The organism is Enterobacter sp. R4-368 (assembly GCF_000410515.1).
Classification (GTDB): Bacteria; Pseudomonadota; Gammaproteobacteria; order Enterobacterales; family Enterobacteriaceae; genus Kosakonia.
The window spans coordinates 1889933-1913287 of record NC_021500.1 but is presented as its reverse complement, the minus strand read 5'-3'; the positions used below and the strand labels follow the sequence as shown (position 1 = coordinate 1913287).

Genomic DNA, 23355 nt, shown 5'->3' with positions numbered 1-23355 from the left:
ATGAGTTTTCTGTTTGCTTTACTACAGGCGCTGGTGTTGTTTGCCGCAGCGCCGCTGCTTTCCGGCATCAGCCGCGTGGCGCGTGCGCGTTTGCACAACCGGCGCGGGCCGGGCGTGCTGCAGGAATACCGCGATCTGCTGAAACTGCTGGGGCGGCAAAGTATTGCTCCGGCGGCGTCTGGCTGGGTATTTCGCCTGACGCCGTTTGTGATGGTGGGCGTCATGCTGACCGTCGCGACCGCGTTACCGGTGGTGACGGTCGCCTCACCGCTACCGGAACTTGGCGATCTGATCACCCTGATTTACCTGTTCGCTATTGCCCGCTTTTTCTTTGCCATCGCCGGGCTTGATACCGGCAGCCCGTTTACCGGCCTTGGTGCGAGCCGCGAAGCGATGCTCGGCGTGCTGGTCGAGCCGATTTTGCTGCTTGGTCTGTGGGTGGCGGCGCTGGTCGCCGGTTCCACGCACATCAGCCACATCACCAATACCGTGTATCACTGGCCGCTCTCTCGCAGCATTCCTCTGTTGCTGGCGCTCTGCGCCTGCGCGTTCGCCACCTTTATCGAAATGGGCAAACTGCCGTTTGATCTCGCGGAAGCGGAGCAGGAGTTGCAGGAAGGGCCGCTGTCTGAGTACAGCGGCAGCGGTTTCGCGGTGCTGAAGTGGGGCATCATCCTGAAACAACTGGTGGTGCTGCAACTGTTTGTTGGCGTGTTTCTGCCCTGGGGGCAAATGACCACTTTTAGCGCCGCCGGTTTGCTGCTGGCGCTGGCGATCGCCGTGGTGAAACTGGTCGCTGGCGTGCTGATTATCGCCCTGTTTGAGAACAGCATGGCGCGTCTGCGTTTTGTTGCCACATCGCGCGTAACCTGGGCCGGTTTCGGCGTCGCCTTTTTAGCCTTCGTCTCCTTGCTGGCGACGTATTAAGAGAGTTTGAGCATGTCTGAAGAAAAAATCGGTCAACACTATCTTGCTGCCCTGCACGAGAAATTTCCCGGGGTGGTGCTGGATGAAGCGTGGCAGACCAAAGACCAGATAACGGTCACCGTCAAAGTGAACTACCTGCCGGAAGTCGTGGAGTACCTTTACTATCAGCAGGGCGGCTGGCTTTCGGTGTTGTTTGGCAATGACGAACGCAAGCTGAACGGCCATTTCGCCGTTTATTACGTGCTGTCGATGGAGCAGGGCGTGAAGTGCTGGATCACGGTGCGTGTGGAAGTGGACGCGCTGAAAGCGGAATACCCGTCGGTAACGCCGCGCGTGCCGGCAGCGGTGTGGGGCGAGCGCGAAGTGCGCGATATGTACGGCCTGATCCCGGTGGGTCTGCCGGATGAGCGCCGCCTGGTGCTGCCGGATGACTGGCCGGATGAACTCTACCCGCTGCGTAAAGACAGCATGGACTATCGCCAGCGTCCCGCGCCGACCACTGATGCGGAAACCTACGAGTTCATTAACGAGCTGGGCGATAAGAAAAACAATGTGGTGCCGATTGGCCCGCTGCATGTGACCTCGGACGAACCGGGCCATTTCCGCCTGTTTGTTGACGGCGAGAATATTGTCGATGCCGACTACCGCATGTTTTACGTCCATCGTGGCATGGAGAAGCTGGCGGAAACCCGCATGGGTTACAACGAAGTCACTTTTCTTTCCGATCGCGTCTGCGGTATCTGCGGCTTTGCCCACAGCACGGCCTATACCACTTCGGTTGAAAACGCGATGGGCATTGTGGTGCCGGAACGCGCGCAGATGATCCGCGCCATTTTGCTCGAAGTGGAACGCCTGCACTCGCACTTGCTCAACCTCGGTCTGGCCTGTCACTTTGTCGGCTTTGATTCCGGGTTTATGCAGTTTTTCCGCGTGCGCGAAGCCTCCATGAAAATGGCGGAAATCCTCACCGGGGCGCGTAAAACTTACGGTCTGAACCTGATTGGCGGTATCCGTCGCGACATGTTGAAAGAGGACATGATCCAGACTCGCCAGTTAGCGCAGCAGATGCGTCGCGATGTGACTGAACTGGTCGATGTGCTGATGAGTACGCCGAACATTGAACAGCGCACCGTGGGTATTGGCCGCCTTGACCCGCAAATCGCCCGCGATTTCAGTAACGTCGGCCCGATGGTGCGCGCCAGCGGACACGCCCGCGATACCCGCGCCGATCATCCGTTTGTCGGTTACGGCCTGCTGCCGATGACTGTGCACACCGAACAGGGCTGCGATGTAATTTCACGTCTGAAAGTACGCATTAATGAAGTGCTGACCGCGCTCAATATGATCGATTACGGTCTCGACAACCTGCCTGGCGGTCCGCTGATGGTGGAAGGCTTTACCTACATTCCGCACCGCTTCGCGCTCGGTTTCTCTGAAGCGCCTCGCGGAGATGACATCCACTGGAGCATGACCGGCGATAACCAGAAACTTTACCGCTGGCGCTGCCGTGCGGCGACATACGCCAACTGGCCGACGCTGCGCTATATGCTGCGCGGCAACACGGTTTCCGACGCCCCGCTGATCATTGGCAGCCTCGACCCCTGCTATTCATGCACCGACCGCATGACGGTGGTGGACGTGCGTAAGAAGAAAAGCAAGGTCGTGGCTTACAAAGAGCTGGAGCGTTACGGGGTTGAGCGTAAGAACTCGCCGTTGAAATCGTGAGGGGGGAACGGTAGCGATGTTTACCTTTATCAAAAAAGTGATCAAAACCGGTACGGCAACCAGCGATTACCCGCTGTCGCCAGTGCCGGTCGACAAAAACTTTCGCGGCAAACCGCAGCACAACCCGCAGCAGTGCATTGGCTGTGCGGCGTGCGTCAATGCCTGCCCGTCGAATGCGCTGTCGGTGGAGACCGATCTGGCCACCGGTGAGCTGGCGTGGCAGTTCAACCTGGGGCGCTGCATTTTCTGCGCCCGTTGCGAAGAAGTGTGCCCGACGGCGGCTATCACGCTTTCGCAGGAGTATGAGCTGGCGGTGTGGAACAAAGCGGATTTCCTGCAACAGTCGCGCTTTGAACTGTGCCAGTGCCGCGAATGCGCCCGACCATTCGCGGTGCAGAAAGAGATCGACTACGCCATCGCGCTGCTGGCGCATAACGGCGATAGCCGGGCAGAGCTGCACCGTGAAAGTTTTGAAACCTGCCCGGAGTGTAAGCGCCAGAAGTGTCTGGTGCCGTCCGACCGGATTGAATTGACCCGCCATATGAGAGAGGCCAGCTAATGAGCCAGCTGTTAGGTCCGCGCGATGCGGACGGTATTCCGGTACCGATGACGGTGGAGGAGTCCATCGCCAGCATGAAAGCCTCGCTGCTGAATAAGATCAAACGATCCGCCTATGTCTACCGCGTGGATTGCGGCGGTTGCAACGGCTGCGAAATCGAGATTTTTGCCACACTTTCACCGCTGTTTGACGCAGAACGCTTCGGTATCAAAGTGGTTCCGTCACCGCGCCATGCCGACATTCTGCTGTTCACCGGCGCGGTAACCCGCGCCATGCGCTCACCTGCGCTGCGGGCCTGGCAATCTGCGCCGGATCCCAAAATCTGTATCTCCTACGGCGCGTGCGGTAACAGCGGTGGTATCTTCCACGACCTGTACTGCGTGTGGGGCGGCACCGACAAGATTGTTCCGGTGGATGTCTATATACCCGGCTGCCCGCCAACGCCCGCGGCCACATTGTATGGTTTCGCCATGGCGCTGGGCTTGCTGGAGCAGAAAATCCATGCTCGTCTGCCTGGTGAGCAGGACGACCAGCCGGCCGAGATTTTGCACCCGGCGATGGTGCAGCCCCTGCGCGTGAAAGTGGATCGCACCGCGCGTCGGCTGGCGGGTTACCGCTACGGCCGCCAGATTGCCGATGACTTTATGCGTTTGCGAAGCGTCGGCGAACATGAAGTGGTGAACTGGCTGGCGCAGGAAAACGATCCGCGCCTGACCGAGATAGTCAGCCATCTGAACCAGGTGGTGCAGGAGGCGAAAATCTGATGGGCGAATCGGTGGTCTTTAGCCAGTTGCGGCGTAAATTTATCGACGAGAACGACGCTACACCCGCACAGGCGCAGCAAGTGGTTTATTACAGCCTGGCTATCGGCCACCATTTGGGGGTGATCGACTGCCTGGAAACGGCGCTCTCCTGCCCGTGGGAGGATTACCTTGCGTGGATCGCCACGCTGGAGGCAGGCAGCGAAGCGCGGCGCAAAATGGAAGGCGTGCCGCGCTACGGCGAAATTGTTATCGACAGCACGCACGTGATGCTGCTGGCAAACGCCTTTGATCGGGCACAGACCCGGCAAAATGCGCAGCAGCTCGCCTGGAGTAAAGCGCTGCTGTCGATGCTGCATGATATCCATCAGGAAAGCGCCATCTATTTAATGGTGAGGAGATTACGTGACTGACGTATTGCTGTGTGTCGGCAACAGTATGATGGGCGACGATGGCGCAGGCCCGTTGCTGGCGCAAATGTGCGCCGAAAACCCGCAAGGTAACTGGCAGGTGATTGATGGTGGCAGCGCGCCGGAAAACGATGTGGTGGCGATTCGCGAACTGAAACCCTCGCGGCTGCTGATTGTCGATGCGACCGATATGGGGCTCAACCCCGGCGATATCCGCGTGGTGGACCCGGATAACATTGCCGAAATGTTCCTGATGACCACCCACAATATGCCGCTCAACTATCTGATTGATCAGTTGAAAGAGGATATCGGCGAGGTGATTTTTCTTGGCATTCAGCCGGATATTGTCGGGTTTTACTACCCGATGACGCCGCCGGTAAAAGCGGCGGTGGAATGTATCTACCAGCGGCTGGCGGGCTGGGAAGGTAACGGCGGGTTCGACAATTTGTAAACGGTGCGCCGGTTGTCCGGCGCAGTTATTTAACGACTAACGACGACGCTTTTCCGCGTACATCACTTTGTCGCAGTCTTCCAGCATATCGCGCAGCGTGGCGTATCGACTGCCGCCGTTTTCGATAATGCCGTGCGAATAGTTGATGTGGTAATTCTTACCGGACAGATGATCGATGGCGTCCATCCGCGATTGCAGATCGAATAAAAACGCATCCACATCATTCACGGCGAGATTTCCCAGCAGCACCGCAAACTCCCCGCCGCCCAGACGCGCGGCGATATCCTGCTCTTTAATACATTTTGTCAGGTTGCTGGCGAAGATTTTTACCACCTCATCGCCCTCTTTGCTGCCCAGCAACTCATTGATGGCTTTCAGATTATCAATGCTGAAATAGAGCAGGCTGAAGGGTTTTTTATGCTCTTTTAGCCAGGCAAAGCGCTTCTCGCCGGTGCGGTAAAAACCACGGCTGTTTGGCATCCCGGTCAGGCTGTCGGTCATCGCCATACTGAGGATCAAAAATTCATCTTCCACGATGGCGGCGAAGTCGAGCAGAGTGTTGATTTCCGCACTGGAGAACGGGCGCGGGTAAGTGTCGATAATACAAATCGTCCCGGCAATAGCCCCGTCCGGCAGGCGCACCGGGCAGCCAGCGTAAAAGCGCACCCAGGGCTCACCAATGACAAACGGGTTATCGGCAAAACGCGGATCGGCGAGGGTATCTTTCACAATGAAAGTCCCCTCTTCGAGGATGGCGTGTGCGCAAAAGGAGAGATTGCGCGGCGTTTCGTGAGTATCGACACCGCTGCGCGACAGTAACCACTGACGATCGCGATCGAGCAGGCTGATGACCGCGATCGGTACGTCAAAGGTGGTCTTCGCCGTACGGGTTAACCGGTCAAAGCGCTCATCATCCTTTTTATCAAGCAAATCCATCATATATAGGGACTTCAGCCGCTCGATTTCATTGACTGGCATGGCCGGAAAGATCATAGCTCATCCTCGCTCTGTTCTGTTTCCTAAAGTGTAGACAGTTCTTCTGATCATCGCGTTATATATCCGTAACTTGCCTGTGCGCGCACAAAATCGATAAACGCCTGTAAAGGCGCAGGAATTAGCCGCCGGGAGTTGTAATAGAGGTACGGGCCGTTAAACGACAACCACCAGGGTTCCAGCACCGGCGTCAGTTCGCCGCGTTCAATCGGTGAGTGCAACCACTCTTCAAACAGATAAATAATGCCGCTTCCGGCAATCGCGGCTTGCACGGCCAGATCCATTGCCGCGCCGACGCTAACCACTAAGGTGCCATTGACCTGTACGCGCAATGTTTCGCCATCGCGCTCGAACTCCCACTCCGGCATCACGCCGCTGGCATAGCGGCCGCGAATGCAGTTATGCGCAATCAGATCGCGTGGATGTTGCGGTATGCCATGTTGTTGCAGGTAATGGGGCGAGGCGGCGGCGACAAAACGCTGGCGACGCGGGCCGATAGGCAGTGCGACCATATCCTGCTCCAGACATTCGTCATAGCGGATGCCCGCGTCACAGCTATCGCGAAAGACATCCTGCACGTTACTTTCAGCCACGATTTCCAGCTGAATGTCCGGATAGTGCGCCAGAAAGGCGGGTACGATGGCGGGCAACACCAGCCGGGCAGCGCTGACCGGCACGTTCAGGCGCAGCGTACCGCTGGGTGTTGATCGGTAACGGTTAATGGCATCGAGCGCCGCGTCCACTTCGCTCATCGCCGGTTGCAGTCGCTCCATCAGCGCTTTACCCGCATCGGTTAGCGCCACGGTGCGGGTGGTGCGGTTAAACAGGCGCACGCCGAGCTGCTGTTCAGCGCGGCGCACCGCATCACTCAGGCGGGAAGGGTTGGTGCCGGTCACGCGTGCGGCTTCGCGAAAGCCTCCGGCGTTAGCGACCGCCACAATGGCGTTTAGCAGGGCGAAATCCAGCTTCATTGTTCGGTTAACCGTACAGTGTGTATTAATTTCAGCGGATTGTTGCACAGCAACGATACTCCTACAATCTGTTTACTTAATGCACAGGAGGTACTCCATGTCTCAACCTTCACTTACCTTTCGTCTGGGCGATCGCCAGGTTGGTCGCCTGGGTTACGGTGCCATGCAACTGGCGGGGCCCGGCGTGTTTGGGCCGCCCGCTGATGAAGCGAAAGCGTTGCAGGTGCTACGCGATGTGATTGCCGCAGGCGTGAACCATATCGACACCAGCGATTTTTACGGCCCGCATGTCACCAATAAATTGATTAAGCAGGCACTGCATCCGTACCCGGATGATCTGTGCATTGTCACCAAAGTCGGCGCGCGCCGTGATGATAAAGCCAACTGGTTGCCCGCATTCAGCGCTGAAGAGTTAACGCAAGCCGTTGAAGATAATCTGCGAAATCTCGGCCTTGAAGTGATGGAAGTGGTGAACCTGCGCGCCATGTTCGGCGTGCATGGGCCGGAAGAGGGGCCGCTTGAAGCGCCGCTGGAGGCTTTGATTAAGCTGAAAGAGCGCGGGCTGATTCGCCATATTGGTCTGAGCAACGTGACGGCGAAACAGGTGGCGGATGCGCAGAAAATGACGCCGATTGTCTGCGTGCAGAACCTCTATAACGTGGCGAACCGCCATGACGACGCGCTGATTGATTCGTTGAATGCGCAGGGGATCGCCTATGTGCCGTTCTTCCCGCTCGGCGGCTTTACGCCGTTGCAGTCAGGCGAGTTGAATGAAGTCGCGACTACGCTTGGTGCCACGCCGATGCAGGTAGCGCTGGCCTGGTTGTTGCAGCGCTCGCCGAATATCCTGCTGATCCCTGGTACGTCGTCACCGCAGCATTTGCAGGAAAACCTCGCCAGCGCGCAACTCACTTTGCCGCCGGATGCGCTGGCGAAACTCGACGCTATCGCGCAGGCGTAATCAGAAACTGCCCGGTTTACCGGGCAGTTTTAGGCGCAATCACCGACTCACGGCACACCAGCTCGCCCCGATGAGCGCTAATGGCAGTCGCCTCTGGCATCAGAACCATTTCGATGGCGTTACGGATCATCTCCTCCATCGGAACATGGATGGTAGTCAGTGACGGGTTGTAATATTTGCCGATAACCGAATCATCAAACCCGGCCAGCGACACATCCTGTGGCAGCCGCAAACCCGCTTCATAACAGGCTTTCGCCACGCCAATCGCCATATCGTCGTTCCCGGCCAGCACGCAGGTAAACGGTACATTGCGCGCCAGCAGTTCACGCCCCGCCTCGTAACCGCTGTCGGTACTCCAGCTACCGCGCACCAGCAGTTGCGGGTCGGGTTCGATCCCGGCGTTGCGTAGTGCATGACGATAACCGGCTAAACGACTCTCGCCGGTAGGGGAGGCGTCAGAACCGGCAACAAACGCAATGCGCGTATGCCCCTGTGCTAACAGGTATTCCATCATTGTTTCACAGCCTTGCTGGTGATCGACAAACACGCACTGGTTGCGGTGGCGGGTAAGTTCCCGGTTGATCACCACGATTGGCGTCGGGTTGCGTTCGATGATCTCATCGAGTTCGGCGACCGACAGGTATTTGGGGTAGATCATGATCGCTTCACAGCGCAGCGACAGCAGCAGGTCGATGGCGTCGCGCTCTTCCTGCGCGCTGTGTTTTCCGTCCGCCAGCACCAGTTGGCGGCCGTGCTGCTCGCTGTTGGTCGCCGCGTGGTAAATCATGCTGGAGAAAAACGGGCCGTTATACAGCCCGTTGGTGATGACCAGCCCGACAGAGTTGGTTTTATTGTTGGCAAGATTGCGCGCCAGCTGATTGGGGCGATAACCCGTTTCGGCAATCGCCTGCATAATGCGGGCTTTCACTTCCTCACGGACAAAAACTTTGCCGTTTAGCGCGCGCGATACTGTCGCTTTGGAGACGCCGGCCAGCCTGGCGACATCCAGTATCGTTACCATCGTTAAACCTCACTGTTGTTATTATTGCGGCGGCCAGTTTCAGGCCAGCGACATCAGCGGAACTCCCGCGCTGACAGCGCCCTGCGACTGATGGCGAGTGAGCGTAAACTCCTCGCTGTTGACCACCAGCACCGGCGTGGTCAGGTCGTAACCTGCCCGCTCAATGTATTCTTTATCAAAGGTCAGCAGCGGTGTTCCGGCGCTAACCCGGTCACCCTCTTTGACCAGCGGCGTAAAATATCGCCCCTGAAGATTGACGGTGTTAAGCCCAACATGAATCAGTAATTCCGCGCCATTATCACATATCAGGCCAATGGCGTGATGAGAGTCGATCAATGTTGCGACCTGTGCATCACAAGGGGCGACAACTTTACCTTCGTGCGGAATGATGGCGACGCCATCGCCCAGCACTTTTCCGGCAAAGGCTTCATCCGCGACGCTTTCCAGCGCAATCACTTCGCCTTTGATGGGGCTCAGCATTTGCAGGGAGCCGACAGTCAGCGCCGCGTTTTTCTCATCAGAAACCACAGCTTCGACCGGATCGTCAAACCCGACAAACTGCACCATCACAATGGTTAGCACAATCGCGGTGCCCGCGCCCACCAGTTCGCCAATAAACGACATTGGCGCATCCGGGCTGATTGCGTTGACCAGCGTGAACAGACCCGGCAGTGCGGCATAAGCATAGTAGAGACTGCCAAACAGGCTGGCGACGACTGCGCCAATCGCGCCGCCAATACAGCCGCAGATAAACGGTTTTTTAAAGCGCAGCGTCACGCCATAAATCGCCGGTTCGGTAATACCAAAAATCGCCGTCACGCCTGCCGACAGCGAGGTTGCCTTCAGCTGCTTGTTGCGGCTTTTGATAAACACGCCGAATACCGCCGCCATCTGACCAATCACCGCAATGGTTTGATAGGCCTGGAAAGAGTCATAGCCCTGAGTATCGAAGTTGGCCATGATCACCGGCGTAATGCCCCAGTGGACGCCAAAAATCACAATCACCTGCCAGACACCGCCGATAATCGCCGCCGCCAGTGCCGGTGCGGCGTGGAACAGCGTGTTATAACCGTGCGCGACGCCAAGCGCAGCCCAACTGGTGATCGGGCCAATCACAATTAACGTCAGCGGCACAATGACTACGAAGCAGAGCAGCGGTGTAAACAACGGGCTCACCACTTCAGGCAGCCATTTTTCAACGCGGCGTTCAAACCACGACAGCGCCCAGACGAGGAACAACGGCGGCAGCACTGACGAGGTATAAACCGTTTCCGCCAGCGGGAAAAAGAGGAATTTCACTTCACTGCCGCTGGCGATTTTCCCGGCCATCGCTGTCCACTCCGGGTTGATTAACGCGCAGCAACAGAGCACGGCAATAAAAGGGTTACATTTAAAATGACGCGCGGCGGTAATGGCGATGAACACCGGCAGGAATGCGAAGGGTGTCCAGGACATAAAGTTCAGCACCGCAAACGTGCCGGAGGATTTGATCTGCGCATCGGCAAGCCCGAGTAGAATCAGTAAACCCTGCAAAATCCCGGCGGCGGCAAGAATATAGACAATCGGCGCGAACACCGCCGACATGGTGGCGATCACCGCATCCAGCCAGCGGGTTTTCGGCTGCGCTCCGTTGCCGTCTTTCTCTTTCACCATACCGCTCAACGCATTAAACACATCGGCGACGTGGGTGCCAATCACCACCTGAAATTGCCCGCCGCTTTCCACAACCGCAATCACGCCTGGCAGGCTCTGGATGTTGGCTTTCGCCGTGTCAGGCGTTTGATTCAATACCAGGCGCAGACGCGTAGCGCAGCGGGAGAAATTACTGATGTTCTCTTCACCGCCGACCTCGCGGAGGATATCACTTGCTAACTTGTTGTAATCCCTGATAACGGCCATTTTTATTTCCCTTTTATTATCGGAAACTGAGTTGGTGTAACTGGGTGAAACCGGTTTCATGCTAACCTGGTAAACCGCGCCTGCAACCGGTTTCATGGAGATCTGCGAGCTAAATCACTTCTCGGTTTGTATTAGGGAGAGGAAATCGACAGCCATATTTCGTCAGGGGACGAAGCGTGGACCCGGCATCTGCGCAACACTGGCGGCTCATTATTGATGAGGAGCCACGTTATGATCGCCGTACTTTTTGAAGCTGATATCGCCGCAGGTAAGCAGGCGCGTTACCTGCAATTAGCCGCTGAACTCAAGCCGATACTGGCAGGCATCGACGGGTTTATCGCGATCGAACGTTTTCAGAGCCTGAGCCACGAGGGGAAGATATTGTCACTGTCATGGTGGCGCGATGAAGCATCAGTGCACGCCTGGCAGAGCAATGTGCTACACCAGGCGGCTCAGCGCGAAGGGCGGGAAGCCATTTTTTCGTCCTACCGCATCCGTGTTGCCACGGTTTTTCGCGATTACGCATCAACCCCGGAGAAGCCATAATATGTACGATGTCCACGTTACCCTGAATAATGCGCCGGGCGAACTGGCACGGCTTGGTGAAACGCTCGGTAAACATGGCGTCGGGCTGGAAGGGGGCGGTGTGTTTACCGCAGGCGATCAATGCCATGCGCACTTTCTGGTGACCGACGGCGAGCGCGCCCGGGAAGTGTTAACCGCTGTGGGTTTAACGGTACATGCCGTAACCCTGCCGGTTATCCGCAAACTGAAGCAGGAGCGTCCCGGCGAATTAGGCGAAATTGCCCGCACGATCGCGCAATATAATATCAATATCCTTGTGCAATACAGCGATCATGACAACCGGTTGATCCTGCTCACCGATAACGATCCGCTGGCGCGCGAGGTAACACAACGATGGGACGTACAACCGCAATGACCGGCAATGAACTACGCAAAACGCAGGAACAACCGCATCTGCTGGAGGAGATGCTCTCCGGTCTTGCCAGCGCGATGGCGGAGCCTTCCCGGGCGAAAATGCTCTGTGCGTTAATGGACGGGCGGGCGTGGACCGCGACCGAGTTGAGCGCGGTGGTGGATATTGCCGCGTCAACGGCCAGCGCGCATCTGGCAAAACTGCTCGTCAGCGGGCTGCTGGTCTGCGTGTCGCAGGGACGGCACCGCTACTACCGGCTGGCAGGCAGCGATGTCGCCGCGCTGCTGGAAACGATGATGAGTGTATCCATGCGCGGTGTGCAGGCACCTGTCACCCGCACGCCGCTGGCGCTGCGTCAGGCGCGTACTTGTTATGATCATCTTGCCGGTGAGATTGCCGTTGGCGTGTATGCGTTTATGCAGCGTGAAGGCTGGATCACTGACGATGGCAGCGCGGTGACGGATTCAGGCAAACGCAGCCTTGAGAAGATTGGCGTCACCCTCGATCCGCGCACCCGGCGCAAACCCTGTTGCGCCTGTCTGGACTGGAGCGAGCGGCGTTTTCACCTCGGCGGCGATGCAGGCGCGGCGCTACTGATTGCTTTTGAACAGCAGGGCTGGCTGCGCAGAACCCCCGGTTATCGTGAAGTCACGGTAACCGAAGAGGGAAAAACTGCGTTTTATCGGGTGTTTGGTGTGAAAGAGTGAAAAGAAAATTGTCGACACGCATTCAGGAATGGCTAAACTTTCCTTGATTGCATAGCTTTCAGGCTATAATCTCCGTTCATAGCAAGAAAGCTATGAGGGAACGGCAATGTGGCAAGTGATTACGACGGAGCGTTTTGATGTGTGGTTTAGCATCCAGCCAGAACTGTTGCAGGATGAGGTTTTAGCGGTTTTCAGGATCCTGAGTGAGTTTGGCCCGCAGCTTGGGCGCCCCTATGTTGATACTGTAAAAGGATCAACCTATAGCAATTTGAAAGAGTTGAGGATCCAGTATGCAGGTTCTCCCGTTCGCGCCTTTTTTGCGTTCGATTCTACGCGGCGGGCTATTGTGTTGTGCGCCGGAGATAAAACGGGCGTTAACGAGAAACGATTTTATAAAGAGATGATAAAAATTGCCGACGCAGAGTTCAAAAATTATATTCAAAATAAGGAGTTAACGTGGCAACCTTAGACGACCTTTTAGCGAAACGCAGCCCTGAAAGCCAGGCGCGAATTGAAGAGCGTGTTAATGAGCTGCGCCGCAACATTGTATTGAGCCAGCTACGTGAAGAATTGAATATTTCCCAGACCGAGCTTGCCGGAGTCATGGGCGTCAAACAGCCGACACTGGCGAAGATAGAGCAGCCTGGCAACGATCCCCGTCTCTCTACTCTCAAGCGCTATGTCTCTGCGTTAGGCGGTGAGTTAAGCATTGATATCACATTGCCGACGGGTAAACGCGTTGCATTTCATATCTGATATTGATGCCAAAATCCGTGAATACATTGCCGGATGGCGATTGGCGCCTTATCCGGCTCCTACAAGCAAACTGGATGATGTGAGGAAAATGCACGTTCTTTCATGGGATTGGGTATGGATACCTTTTTCAGCGATGATCGAGGCAGTCGTTTAATGCTTTACCCGGGATTGTTTCCTCAGCCGAAAAATCAACAACGATCCGCTGTGGGTTGAAGCGCAGATCGTCACTGCCTTTCCTGGAACGCCGAACGATTTGGCCAAGGTCGATATTGTGATGGCCAATGCGTTCACGACAAACGGCCAGAGCTACAGCAAAAAGAATCAAACGTGCCCATCCATACCCTGGATCTCGGTCGCAATCATCCCGGAAAATTGATTCCGGTGATCTATTACCGCAACAACCCGAGCCACAGCAACATCGATGATTACCACCACTGCCTGAGGCAATGATCTTCGCGCCGTGCCCGGTAACGTGATTGCCAGCACTAAAACGGCCTCTGCCCGACATATAAAAAATGGTCGTCCGATTTTCGGTTGTGAGGAGTAGACGGCAAACGCCACACTGACTCCACTTAACAGCCCTGGAGACGACCATGGATTTCACTGCTTTTCACCATCAAATCACCCCGTTACTGCTCGCCAATGTCTGGGATGCAGCCAGCGCGCAGGCGGCAGAGCAGGCCGGATACCAGGCGATGGGCACGTCCAGCGCCGCCATTGCCGCAATGCTCGGTTATGACGATGGCGAACAAATGCCGTTTGCCGAACTGCTGTTTATGGTGAAGCGCATTCGCGCCGCCTGCGATCTGCCACTCAGCGTGGATATGGAAGCCGGTTACGGCGAAACCGCGCAAGCCATTGCCGATAACCTGCAACAATTAATAAGGCTCGGTGTGGTGGGCATTAATCTGGAAGATAGCCGCGTGGTCAATGGTGAACGGCAACTGGTTGACGCCACGCAATTCGCCCGGCAGTTACGGGAAATCCGCGCGCAATTGCCGTGTCCGTTGTTTTTGAATATCCGTACCGATACGTTCTTGCTGAACGTGGAAAATGCGCTGGCAGAGACGCTGTATCGCGGGCAGTTATATGCTCAACACGGCGCGGGCGGTCTGTTTGTGCCCGGCGTGATGCAAAACGCAGATATAGCCGCTATCGCCCAGCAGATCCCTTTGCCGCTCAATGTGATGTGCGTACCGGGGCTGGCAGGATTCACCGAACTGGCCACGCTTGGCGTGCGCCGTATTTCGATGGGCAATGCTGTTCATGCCGCGTTACAAACGCCGCTGAAAAACATCCTGTTGAGCGTGCAGACACAGCAATCGTTTGAGGGCGTTTTCCACTATGCAAATCACGGATAAAGTGCAGTGCGATACCTGGTATCAGGCGCTACTCGATCGCGCTTCTGAATACACCGGCCTCTTTTTTGTCGGCGTCAAAACCACCGGAGTTTTTTGTATTTCCGTCTGTCGCGCGCGTAAGCCGAAGCGGGAAAATGTGGTGTTTTTCCGCGAGATGAAATCAGCGCTCGATGCCGGTTTCCGCCCGTGCAAAGTGTGTCGACCAACGGAAAATGCCTGTTCGGCACCGGGCTTTATCGAGCAGGCGTTAGCGCTGGTTCGCGCCAATCCTAAAATGCGTATCAGCGACACGCTGCTGCGCGAACAAGGCATCAGCCCGGAGCGTGTGCGCCGCTGGTTTTTGCAGCAACATGGCATCACATTTCAGGTTTTTCAGCGCATGTCGCGGGTAAATGTCGCGCTTCAGGAGTTGAAAGGCGGGCGCAGCGCCACCGATGTTGCCTTTGACAGCGGTTATGAATCGCTCAGCGGCTTTGGTTATACCTGTAAAAAACTCACTGGCGCGGCACCGAGCCTCGGGCAGCAAGTGATCATGATCCACCGTTTCACCACACCGATTGGCCCGATGTTTGTCTGCGCCACGGAACAGGGCGTTTGCCTGCTGGAGTTTGTGGATAGACGCATGCTGGAGACCGAATTCAGCGACTTACAGCGCTTGTTGAAAGCGCGCATTATCGCCGGGGAAAACCGGCATACCCGGCAGGCGGAAAAAGAGATCGGCGAGTATTTCGCGGGCGACAGACAGCAGTTTTCGCTGACGCTGGATCTGCCCGGCAGCGCGTTTCAGCGCCGCGTCTGGCAAGGCTTGCAAACGGTGCCGTACGGCCAGACCACGCATTATCAGGCGCTGGCGGAATGCCTTGCACAACCCACCGCGGTACGTGCCGTCGCGGCGGCCAATGGCGCGAACCGGGTGGCGATTGTCATTCCTTGCCACCGCATCATTGGTAAAGACGGCGCGATGACCGGCTACGGTGGCGGTATCGCGCGCAAAGCGTGGTTGATCGCGCATGAGAAAAACCATCTTATGCGGTAGCGCTGTTAACCCCTTTGGCAGAAATTCCTCCGGTTGCGGGCTGTGACTGCGAGCGCGTTGGCAACATACCGGTTTATGGAGGGGATGTGCCGTGATCGGTAATCGCCTGCGCGGCGCAAATCAGCGCCAGGTGGCTTAAACCCTGCGGCAGGTTGCCGCTCCACTTGCCGGTGCGAACATCGAACATCTCATTAAAGGTTTCGACATTGCCTTTATCGCAAAGGGCGCTGAGGATCGCATCCATTGCCGCTTCGGCTTTGGTTGTCTCGCCCATTGCCGCCCAGGCTGCCGCCAGCCAGAACGAACAGGCGACAAAGGTGTTCTCTTCCTGTTCGACGCCGCTGTAGCGGTAGACCAGTGCGCCGCCGTGGCCCAGCTCCTCTTCAATGGTCCGGTAAGTGGCAAGCATGCGCTGAGGGTTAACGTGTTGACCATAGCGATAAGCCAGCGCCAGCGAAGCATCAAGCCGATCTTCGCTATCGGGGTAAAAGAGGTAAGCCTGTTTGCTCTGTGACCAGCAATGGGTTTCGATCCAGTCGCGGATGCGATCCCGCTCGCGCTGCCAGCGCCCGACCCACCTTGGCTCAATGTATTTCTCTTTTGCCATCAACACGGCCATATCCAGCGCCAGCCAGCACGCCATCTTGGAGTGGGTATAATGTTGCAGCTCAGGCAGTTCCCAAATCCCGCAATCTTTTTGCCGCCAGTGATCGGCACAGCAATTTGCCAGCTCGCCCAGCAGCCGCGAGGTGGTGAGATCCAGCACGTGGCCCGCCTTTACGAACAGCTCCGCCGTTGCCAGCATATCGCCGTACATGCTGAGTTGTAGCTGGTCACGCGCGTTGTTACCCACTCGCACCGGCTGTGAATTTTTGTAGCCGCGCAGCGCCGGGTACGTTTCACAGGGCACTTCCTCCCCTTCGAGGGTGTAACACGCCTGCAGCCTGACACCGTGGCGGATAATGGTTTTTGAAAGCCAGGAGAAAGCGGCTTTGCACTCTTCCAGCGCGCCCAAAAAGGCAAAGGCTTTAATGATCAGGCAAGCATCGCGGATCCACGCGTAGCGATAGTCGTAGTTTTTCTCACCGCCAATACCTTCAGGAATGGAGGTGGTCGCTGCCGCGGCAAGCGCACCGGTGGGGGAATACCAGAGGAATTTCAATGCCAGCGCGGAACGCCCGACATGTTCTGCGTAACGCCCCGCATAACTCAGGCTTTTACTCCAGTCGCACCAGGCGGCATGGCTGGTTTCAATGCGCGCGTCAATTGCTTCAAGGCTCGGGACTGCCAGCGGCTCTTTTTCAGTCACCAGTAGTGCAACCAGCCGCCGCTGGCCCGCCGAAACCGTCATGTGACCATTAACCTGCTCATCGTCGGCGTCGGTGATGTTGACCTCTTCGCTGGTGCGCAGCATCGCCATTAAATCGGCGATATGGTAGACGTTGCCGTGCGCTGTTTTGTTCATCCACGGCGAACAGGTTTCTGCCCGCGTCCCGAAACGCACTTTCAGCGTTAAAGCCACTTCGCCTTCCAGACCTTCAATCCGACGCGCCAGCTCGCTCCACGGCAAACGTCCAGCGAGCGTACTGTTAATAGATTCGGTAAGTAATACTTTGCCGCTGGCGGTGGTGAAGGTGGTTTCCAGCACATTGCTGTCCTGCCTGTAGCAGCGTGTTACGGTGTAAGGTTGTTGCGGCGCTAACTGAAAAAAACCGCCAATCTCCGGGTCGAGCAGGCGATCAAACAGCGGCTGGGAATCCAGGTTCGGCGCGCACCACCAGTCAATTGACCCGTCGGGGGCAATAAGTGCGACCGAGCGTCCTTCGCCAATCGCGGCGTAATCGCCGGGTTCGGCAAAGCCATCCTCCCGGACAGGAGAGTGCGAGACTGTGTTCTTCACGGTGTTGCGATCCTTACCAGCGATGGCCGCCAGACGGCGGCCATACAGAGTGGAAGCGGGGGGAGTTACAGCGTGCCGGTACCGCCGTCAGAGCACCAGACCTGCCCGGAGGTATAGCTGCTTTCCGCCGAGGCCATGGTGACATACAGCGGGGCAATTTCTACGGGCTGACCCGGGCGGCCCAGCGGTGCGCTGGCCCCGAACTGCTGCACTTTTTCCTGTGGCTGACCGCCGCTCGACTGCAGCGGTGTCCAGTATGGGCCTGGAGCCACTGCATTGACGCGGATGCCTTTTTCACCAAGTTGCTGCGCCAGCGATTTGGTGAACGCCACAATCGCCGCTTTGGTCTGCGCGTAATCCAGCAGAATGGGGCTTGGCTGGTACGCCTGCACCGAAGAGGTGTTGATAATGCTGGCACCGCGCGGCAGATGTTCCACGGCGGCTTTGGTTATCCAGAACATCGCATAGACGTTGGTTTTAAAGGTGGCGTCAAAATCTTCGGTCGACAGGGTCAGAATCGACTCATTGAACTGCTGACGACCGGCGTTATTGACCAGAATATCCAGCCCGCCAAGTTTGGCGACTGCCTCTTTAACCAGCGTCTGGCAAAACTGCTCTGAACGGATATCCCCCGGAATGGCGATGGCCTTTCGCCCTTCGGCTTCGATCAATTTGATCACTTCGGCGGCGTCGGATTCCTCTTCCGGCAGGTAGTTGATCGCCACATCCGCGCCTTCGCGGGCATAGGCAATGGCAACCGCCCGGCCAATGCCGGAGTCGCCGCCGGTAATCAGCGCCTTACGGCCCGCTAAGCGCCCGGAACCCCGGTAGCTGGTTTCACCGTGATCCGGCACAGGTTTCATTTTGCTGGCAAGACCCGGTGCGGGCTGCGGTTGTTCGACAAACGGAGGAGTAGGATAGTGCGGTGCTAGCGTGGTTTTTGGGCTTTGCTCTGCCATGCTTTCTCCTTCAGACGTTGTTGTACACGTCATTAAGCCTGGCATAGATGTGAGCGTTGTCACGCTATCATGCGGCAAACCGGCATTGAGAAAAGTCTGTAAACAGCGGGGAAAAGAGGGGCAGCGATGACATGCGTCGGTATTGCCCCTCTTGTGTGGCGAGGTGTTTAGTCGAGATCGGCCCCGTTACTGGCGATCACTTTCTTGTACCACCAGAACGATTTTTTACGGCTGCGTGCCAGCGTGCCGTTACCGGCATCATCGCGGTCAACATAGACAAAACCGTAGCGTTTGCTCATTTCACCGGTTGATGCCGCCACCAGATCGATACAGCCCCAACTGGTGTAACCGATAACCGGAATGCCATCTTCGATAGCGTCGCCCATCGCGCGGATATGCTCGCGCAGGTAGTTGATGCGGTAATCATCTTCCACTTCGCCATTGGCGTTCAGTTCATCTTTCGCGCCCAGGCCGTTTTCCACCAGGAACAGTGGTTTCTGGTAGCGGTCGTACATCATGTTCATGGTGATGCGCAGACCCAGCGGATCGATGCCCCAGCCCCATTCGCTGACCTCAATGTACGGGTTGCGCAGTGATTTCACGATGTTGGCGGCACTGGTGTTGTTGGCGTTCATATCCGCCGACGCACAGCGCGAAGCGTAATAACTGAAGGAGACAAAATCGACGGTGTTCTTCAGGATTTCGTCGTCACCGGCTTCTTTGACAATGGTGACGCCTTTTTCGCGGAACACGCGCGCGGAGTACGCCGGGTAGCTGCCGCGCGCCTGCACATCGATAAAGAACAGGTTTTCGCGATCTTTTTCCAGTGCGGTCCACACATCGGCCGGTTTGCAGGAGTAGGGGTAGAAATTCCCGCCCGCCAGCATGCAGCCTACCTGGTTTTGCGGGTTCACTTCATGGGCGATTTTCGTTGCCAGCGCGCTGGCAATCAGCTCATGGTGCGCCGCCTGGTATTTCACCTGATCCTGATTTTCCCCCTCTTCGAACACCAGCCCCGCGCCGGAGAACGGGCTGTGCAACATGATGTTGATCTCGTTGAAGGTCAGCCAGTATTTCACCAGCCCGTTAAATTCTTCAAAACAGGTGCGCGCATAACGGGTGAAAAACTCCACCATTTTGCGGTTACGCCATGAGCCATATTCGATGACCAGATGCATCGGCACATCGAAATGGCACAGCGTGACCAGCGGTTCGATATTGTACTTTTTGCACTCTTCAAACACCGCCCGGTAAAACGCAATCCCTTCCGGGTTCGGCGTCAGTTCATCGCCTTTCGGATACAAGCGGCTCCAGGCAATCGAGGTACGAAACACTGAAAAACCCATCTCCGCCATCAGCGCGATATCTTCTTTGTAGCGATGATAAAAATCGATCGCCTCGTGGCTTGGGTAGAATTCGTCATCGCGCAGCGTAAAGCGTTTTTCCTGTCCCAGTTTCACCGGCAGACGGTTTGCGCCGTGCGGGATCATATCCACGGTGGTCAGCCCTTTGCCGCCCTCCAGATAACCCCCTTCCGACTGGTTGGCGGCAAGCGCGCCGCCCCATAAAAATCCTTGCGGAAATACTGACATGCGTTACCTCGCTTTCTTAAATCAGGCTCGTGCTTCTTTTACAGTGGCCGGCTCGGCCGCTTGCGGTTTGTCCCCGGTTTCCACGGGAATATCTTCAAACCCGAGCAGCAGCGTCAACACAAATGACAACACTACCGCCAGCGCCATTACGCCGAATACCCACACAATGGACATCGGGTTAGCCGGATCGAAGAACTGCACGCTGGTAAATAACCCCGGTGCCGCCATCGAGTGGCTGGCAAGCCCGGCGATACCGGCGACCGCACCGCAGACAAAACCACTAATTAAACTCGCAATCAGCGGGCGTTTCAGGCGCACCGCCACACCGTAGAGCGCCGGTTCTGAGATACCGGCCAGGATCGCGGAAGCCGCTGCCGCCATGGCGGTCTGACGCAGTTCCGGGTTTTTGGTTTTCCATGCCACCGCCAGCGAAGAGCCGCCGAGCGACAGGTTCGCGCCGATTTCCGACGGCATTACCATGCCCTCTTTGCCGGTTTCCGCGATGGTTTGAATAATGGTTGGGGTGAACACACGGTGCATACCGGTCATTACCAGCAGCGGCCACAGTGCGCCCATAATGGCGACGGAAAGCCAGCCGAGATAGCCGTGAATGGTGTAGACCAGCGCGGAAATCGCGCTACCGATCCAGATACCGAGCGGGCCAATCAGCACAATCGCCAGCGGCGCGGCAATCAGCACGATCAACATTGGTTTTAAGAAGTTTTTCGTCACCGCCGGTGTAATGCGATCCACCCAGCGTTCGATATACGACAGGCACCAGGTCATCACCAGCGCCGGGATCACCGTATAGGTGTATTTCACCGCCGTCACCGGGATCAGCGCGAACTCAACGTGCTCGCCCTGTGCGGCTTTCGCCATCAGATCGACAAAGCTCGGATGCACCAGCACCCCGGCGATGGCAATCGCCAGCGACATATTGGTTTTGAATTTCACCGCCGCAGAGGCCGCCACCATTAATGGCAGGAAGAAGAAAGCGCCATCGCCAATCACCGTCAAAATCGTCAGTGTGGAGGAGCCTTTTGGCAGCGCGCCGGACATCTCCAGCACCATCGCCAGCAGTTTAACCATCGACCCGCCGATGATCGCCGGGATTAGCGGCGACATGGTGCCGATTAAGGCATCCAGAATGCCCGCGCCGATGCGGCGCAACGTCAGTTTTTGCTTCGTCTGTACTTCAACCGGCTGCATATCTTGTGGCAGCAGGCTGACCACTTCACGAAACGCCTGGGAAACCGTGTTGCCGATGATCACCTGGCACTGGTTATCGTTGCGTACCACACCCATAACGCCGCTGACGCTTTTGAGCGTAGGCGCGTCGATACGGGTTTCGTCTTTCACTACAAAACGCAGACGCGTCATGCAGTGCGTTACGGCGGCGATATTATCGGCTCCGCCCAGCGCGTTCACCACCGAGTGGGCCAGCGCGGCATAATTCTTTGCCATGGAGATTTGTCCTGTTCTATCAATAAGGTACGGCTTCATCACTGCAGTTTTGCGGCCATGAAACATGAAATAGGTAACCGGTTCCACAAAATCATGATGAGTTTCATTGTGTGAAACAATACGTAAAAAGGGGTTATTTTTATAATCGTGATGATGATCACTTAATGAGGTGGGTGCGAAATGTTCATCTGTCGGGGTTAGGTGTTCCCATCATCGCAACGCCTGAAGTACACTTCGGGTCACGATTTTTGCAGGGGTAGGATCGATGGCGACAATGCAGGAAGTAGCAAAGCGGGCCGGAGTGTCGAAAGCCACCGTTTCCCGCGTGCTGACGGGCAAAGGGTATGTCGGCGAAGAGACGAAAGCGCGCGTCTTTCAGGCCATTACCGAAAGCGGTTATCGTCCGAATTTGCTGGCGCGCAGCCTGGCTTCCAGCAAAACCCAGACCTTAGGGCTGGTGGTCACCAACACCCTCTATCACGGGGTTTACTTTAGCGAGCTGCTTTCCCACGCCGCGCGCATGACCGAAGATAAAGGCCGCCGATTACTGCTGGCAGATGGCAAACACAGCGCCGAAGAGGAGCGCCAGGCGATCCAGTACCTGCTCGATTTGCGCTGCGACGCGATCATTATTTATCCGCGCTTTCTTAGCGTGGATGAACTCGATGAGATTATCGACAACCATTCGCAGCCCATCGTGGTACTCAACCGCCGGTTGCGTAAACACGCCAGCCACTGCGTTTACTCTGACCAGAAAGCCTCCAGCCTGAGCGTGGTGTCGCGACTTATCTCCCGCGGTCACCGCGATATTGCGTTTATTACCGGTTCGCTGGATTCGCCCACCGGTATTGAGCGTTTATCGGGCTATAAAGACGCGCTGGCGCAGCACGGGATCGATGTGCGTAATGAGTTGATAGCCGAAGGGAAATGGACGCCAGCCAGCGGTGCGCAGGGTGTGGCGGAGCTGCTTTCCCGCAAGGCCACGTTCACCGCGCTGGTGGCGAGCAATGACGATATGGCTATCGGCGCGATAAAGCAGCTGCATCAAAGCCAGCTCGCGGTACCCCAGCAGGTGTCGGTGGTGGGGTTTGATGATATCGCCATTGCGCCATTTACCGTGCCGGCGCTCTCCAGCGTGAAAATTCCGGTCACGGAGATGATCAAAGAGACAATTAACCGCTTGATCTTTATGCTCGATGGCGGCGATTTTCACTACCAGCAAACCTTTCCCGGCGAGCTCATCACTCGCGATTCCATTATTAATGGCCCGCACGCCTAATCTCGTCAGCTGTCATCGTCACTTCTGTCGATGACAGCCCACTGATTTTATAAATTTCCTTTAATTACAATTAATTATAATTCTGGCACGCTTTGTGAATACTCCGGCGGGATATCGCCTTTTACCGGAGGAATTCATGAACCGATTTATTATGGCTGACGCAGCAAAATGCATCGGCTGTCGCACCTGTGAGGTCGCCTGCGTGGTATCTCATCAGGAAAACCAGGATTGCGCGGCGCTCACCCCGGAGACGTTTTTGCCGCGTATTCATGTCATCAAGGGTGTCAATGTGTCGACGGCGACATTATGCCGTCAGTGCGAAGATGCGCCCTGCGCGAATGTTTGCCCGAACGGCGCTATCAGCCGCGACGAAGGGTTTGTGCATGTGATGCAGGAGCGCTGCATTGGCTGCAAAACCTGCGTTGTGGCGTGCCCGTACGGTGCGATGGAAGTGGTAGTGCGCCCGGTTATTCGTCACAGCGGCGCAGGCCTGAATGTGCGTGCCGAGAAAGCCGAAGCCAACAAATGTGATTTGTGCCACCACCGCGAAAGCGGCCCCGCTTGTATGCAGGCCTGCCCGACCAACGCGCTGGTGTGTGTCGATCGCAACTTACTGGAACAGATGAGCGCGGAAAAACGTCGTCGCGCCGCGCTGGATGGCGCCGTTTCCCTGGTGTTCTAAACAA

At 56.6% G+C, this 23355-nt stretch carries 25 protein-coding genes; 16 read left to right on the top strand and 9 right to left on the bottom strand.

Annotated elements, in window-relative coordinates; all coding sequences use genetic code 11:
* Genes H650_RS09005 through hycI form a run of 6 tightly spaced genes read left to right on the top strand, consistent with a single transcriptional unit; the run spans window position 1 to window position 4833 of the window.
* Window positions 1-927 carry a respiratory chain complex I subunit 1 family protein gene (locus H650_RS09005; RefSeq protein ID WP_020454965.1) on the top strand — a complete coding sequence of 309 codons (927 nt, stop codon included), beginning with the start codon at window positions 1-3 and terminating at the stop codon, window positions 925-927.
* 12 nt (window positions 928-939) lie between these two features.
* On the top strand, window positions 940-2652 hold the full coding sequence (gene hycE, locus H650_RS09000) for a formate hydrogenlyase subunit HycE (RefSeq protein ID WP_020454964.1): 1713 nt from the start codon (window positions 940-942) through the stop codon (window positions 2650-2652).
* Between the two features lie 16 nt (window positions 2653-2668).
* Window positions 2669-3211 (top strand): formate hydrogenlyase complex iron-sulfur subunit, encoded by a 543-nt coding sequence (locus H650_RS08995; protein ID WP_020454963.1) that lies wholly within the window; start codon window positions 2669-2671, stop codon window positions 3209-3211.
* Window positions 3211-3975, top strand: coding sequence for an NADH-quinone oxidoreductase subunit B family protein (locus tag H650_RS08990; protein WP_020454962.1), 765 nt, complete (start codon window positions 3211-3213; stop codon window positions 3973-3975). Before H650_RS08995 ends, H650_RS08990 begins: the two co-directional genes overlap by 1 nt.
* Window positions 3975-4385, top strand: coding sequence for a formate hydrogenlyase maturation HycH family protein (locus tag H650_RS08985; protein WP_020454961.1), 411 nt, complete (start codon window positions 3975-3977; stop codon window positions 4383-4385). The genes H650_RS08990 and H650_RS08985 overlap by 1 nt, the downstream gene beginning before the upstream one ends.
* Window positions 4378-4833, top strand: coding sequence for a hydrogenase maturation peptidase HycI (gene hycI, locus H650_RS08980; protein ID WP_020454960.1), 456 nt, complete (start codon window positions 4378-4380; stop codon window positions 4831-4833). The genes H650_RS08985 and hycI overlap by 8 nt, the downstream gene beginning before the upstream one ends.
* Window positions 4834-4869: 36 nt before the next feature.
* Here hycI and H650_RS08975 read toward each other — a convergent pair whose 3' ends face one another.
* A complete protein-coding gene (locus H650_RS08975; protein ID WP_020454959.1) occupies window positions 4870-5826 on the bottom strand; it encodes a sensor domain-containing diguanylate cyclase in 957 nt (318 codons plus the stop codon).
* A 50-nt stretch (window positions 5827-5876) separates the two neighbouring features.
* Entirely contained in the window at window positions 5877-6797 is a 921-nt protein-coding gene (locus H650_RS08970; RefSeq protein WP_020454958.1) for a LysR family transcriptional regulator, read from the bottom strand.
* 97 nt (window positions 6798-6894) lie between these two features.
* Between H650_RS08970 and H650_RS08965 the strand changes: the two genes are divergently transcribed.
* Entirely contained in the window at window positions 6895-7758 is an 864-nt protein-coding gene (locus tag H650_RS08965) for an aldo/keto reductase family oxidoreductase (protein ID WP_020454957.1), read from the top strand.
* Between the two features lie 16 nt (window positions 7759-7774).
* Here the strand turns inward: H650_RS08965 and H650_RS08960 are convergent, their stop codons facing one another.
* Window positions 7775-8779, bottom strand: a complete 1005-nt coding sequence (locus H650_RS08960; RefSeq protein WP_020454956.1) for a LacI family DNA-binding transcriptional regulator — start codon at window positions 8777-8779, stop codon at window positions 7775-7777.
* A gap of 39 nt (window positions 8780-8818) precedes the next feature.
* Complete coding sequence (locus tag H650_RS08955; RefSeq protein ID WP_044489715.1) at window positions 8819-10678, bottom strand: beta-glucoside-specific PTS transporter subunit IIABC; 1860 nt, start codon at window positions 10676-10678, stop codon at window positions 8819-8821.
* A gap of 231 nt (window positions 10679-10909) precedes the next feature.
* On the opposite strand from H650_RS08955, the gene H650_RS08950 reads away from it, so the two are divergent.
* The 5 genes from H650_RS08950 (at window position 10910) to H650_RS08930 (ending at window position 13078) form a co-directional block, all read left to right on the top strand.
* Window positions 10910-11224: an antibiotic biosynthesis monooxygenase family protein gene (locus tag H650_RS08950; protein WP_020454954.1), complete on the top strand. Its 315-nt coding sequence runs from the start codon at window positions 10910-10912 to the stop codon at window positions 11222-11224.
* A gap of 1 nt (window position 11225) precedes the next feature.
* Window positions 11226-11618, top strand: coding sequence for a hypothetical protein (locus tag H650_RS08945; protein ID WP_020454953.1), 393 nt, complete (start codon window positions 11226-11228; stop codon window positions 11616-11618).
* A complete protein-coding gene (locus H650_RS08940) occupies window positions 11615-12322 on the top strand; it encodes an ArsR/SmtB family transcription factor (protein WP_020454952.1) in 708 nt (235 codons plus the stop codon). The genes H650_RS08945 and H650_RS08940 overlap by 4 nt, the downstream gene beginning before the upstream one ends.
* Before the next feature lie 106 nt (window positions 12323-12428).
* Window positions 12429-12791 (top strand): type II toxin-antitoxin system RelE/ParE family toxin, encoded by a 363-nt coding sequence (locus H650_RS08935; protein WP_020454951.1) that lies wholly within the window; start codon window positions 12429-12431, stop codon window positions 12789-12791.
* The gene (locus tag H650_RS08930; protein ID WP_020454950.1) at window positions 12779-13078 is read left to right on the top strand and encodes a helix-turn-helix domain-containing protein; all 300 of its coding nucleotides are present in this window, start codon (window positions 12779-12781) and stop codon (window positions 13076-13078) included. The genes H650_RS08935 and H650_RS08930 overlap by 13 nt, the downstream gene beginning before the upstream one ends.
* Before the next feature lie 127 nt (window positions 13079-13205).
* On the opposite strand, the gene H650_RS25710 is transcribed toward H650_RS08930, so the two are convergent.
* Window positions 13206-13403 carry a hypothetical protein gene (locus H650_RS25710; protein WP_189660102.1) on the bottom strand — a complete coding sequence of 66 codons (198 nt, stop codon included), beginning with the start codon at window positions 13401-13403 and terminating at the stop codon, window positions 13206-13208.
* A 268-nt stretch (window positions 13404-13671) separates the two neighbouring features.
* Between H650_RS25710 and H650_RS08920 the strand changes: the two genes are divergently transcribed.
* Together H650_RS08920 and H650_RS08915 are read left to right on the top strand one after the other, a co-directional pair.
* Complete coding sequence (locus tag H650_RS08920; RefSeq protein ID WP_020454948.1) at window positions 13672-14439, top strand: isocitrate lyase/PEP mutase family protein; 768 nt, start codon at window positions 13672-13674, stop codon at window positions 14437-14439.
* The gene (locus H650_RS08915; protein ID WP_020454947.1) at window positions 14423-15475 is read left to right on the top strand and encodes a bifunctional transcriptional activator/DNA repair enzyme AdaA; all 1053 of its coding nucleotides are present in this window, start codon (window positions 14423-14425) and stop codon (window positions 15473-15475) included. Before H650_RS08920 ends, H650_RS08915 begins: the two co-directional genes overlap by 17 nt.
* A 73-nt stretch (window positions 15476-15548) precedes the next feature.
* Here the strand turns inward: H650_RS08915 and H650_RS08910 are convergent, their stop codons facing one another.
* From H650_RS08910 to ascF, 4 genes are all read right to left on the bottom strand, one after another.
* Entirely contained in the window at window positions 15549-17375 is a 1827-nt protein-coding gene (locus H650_RS08910) for a glycoside hydrolase family 15 protein (protein WP_020454946.1), read from the bottom strand.
* A gap of 65 nt (window positions 17376-17440) precedes the next feature.
* The gene (locus H650_RS08905; protein WP_020454945.1) at window positions 17441-18334 is read right to left on the bottom strand and encodes an SDR family oxidoreductase; all 894 of its coding nucleotides are present in this window, start codon (window positions 18332-18334) and stop codon (window positions 17441-17443) included.
* Window positions 18335-18501: 167 nt separating this feature from the next.
* Entirely contained in the window at window positions 18502-19926 is a 1425-nt protein-coding gene (locus tag H650_RS08900; RefSeq protein ID WP_020454944.1) for a 6-phospho-beta-glucosidase, read from the bottom strand.
* A gap of 21 nt (window positions 19927-19947) precedes the next feature.
* Window positions 19948-21390: a PTS cellobiose/arbutin/salicin transporter subunit IIBC gene (ascF, locus tag H650_RS08895; RefSeq protein ID WP_020454943.1), complete on the bottom strand. Its 1443-nt coding sequence runs from the start codon at window positions 21388-21390 to the stop codon at window positions 19948-19950.
* A gap of 265 nt (window positions 21391-21655) precedes the next feature.
* Here ascF and H650_RS08890 point away from each other — a divergent pair, with 265 nt between their 5' ends.
* Both H650_RS08890 and hydN read left to right on the top strand, forming a co-directional pair.
* Window positions 21656-22669 (top strand): LacI family DNA-binding transcriptional regulator, encoded by a 1014-nt coding sequence (locus H650_RS08890; protein ID WP_020454942.1) that lies wholly within the window; start codon window positions 21656-21658, stop codon window positions 22667-22669.
* 136 nt (window positions 22670-22805) lie between these two features.
* The gene (hydN, locus tag H650_RS25220) at window positions 22806-23351 is read left to right on the top strand and encodes an electron transport protein HydN (RefSeq protein WP_020454941.1); all 546 of its coding nucleotides are present in this window, start codon (window positions 22806-22808) and stop codon (window positions 23349-23351) included.
* Window positions 23352-23355 lie beyond the last annotated feature (4 nt).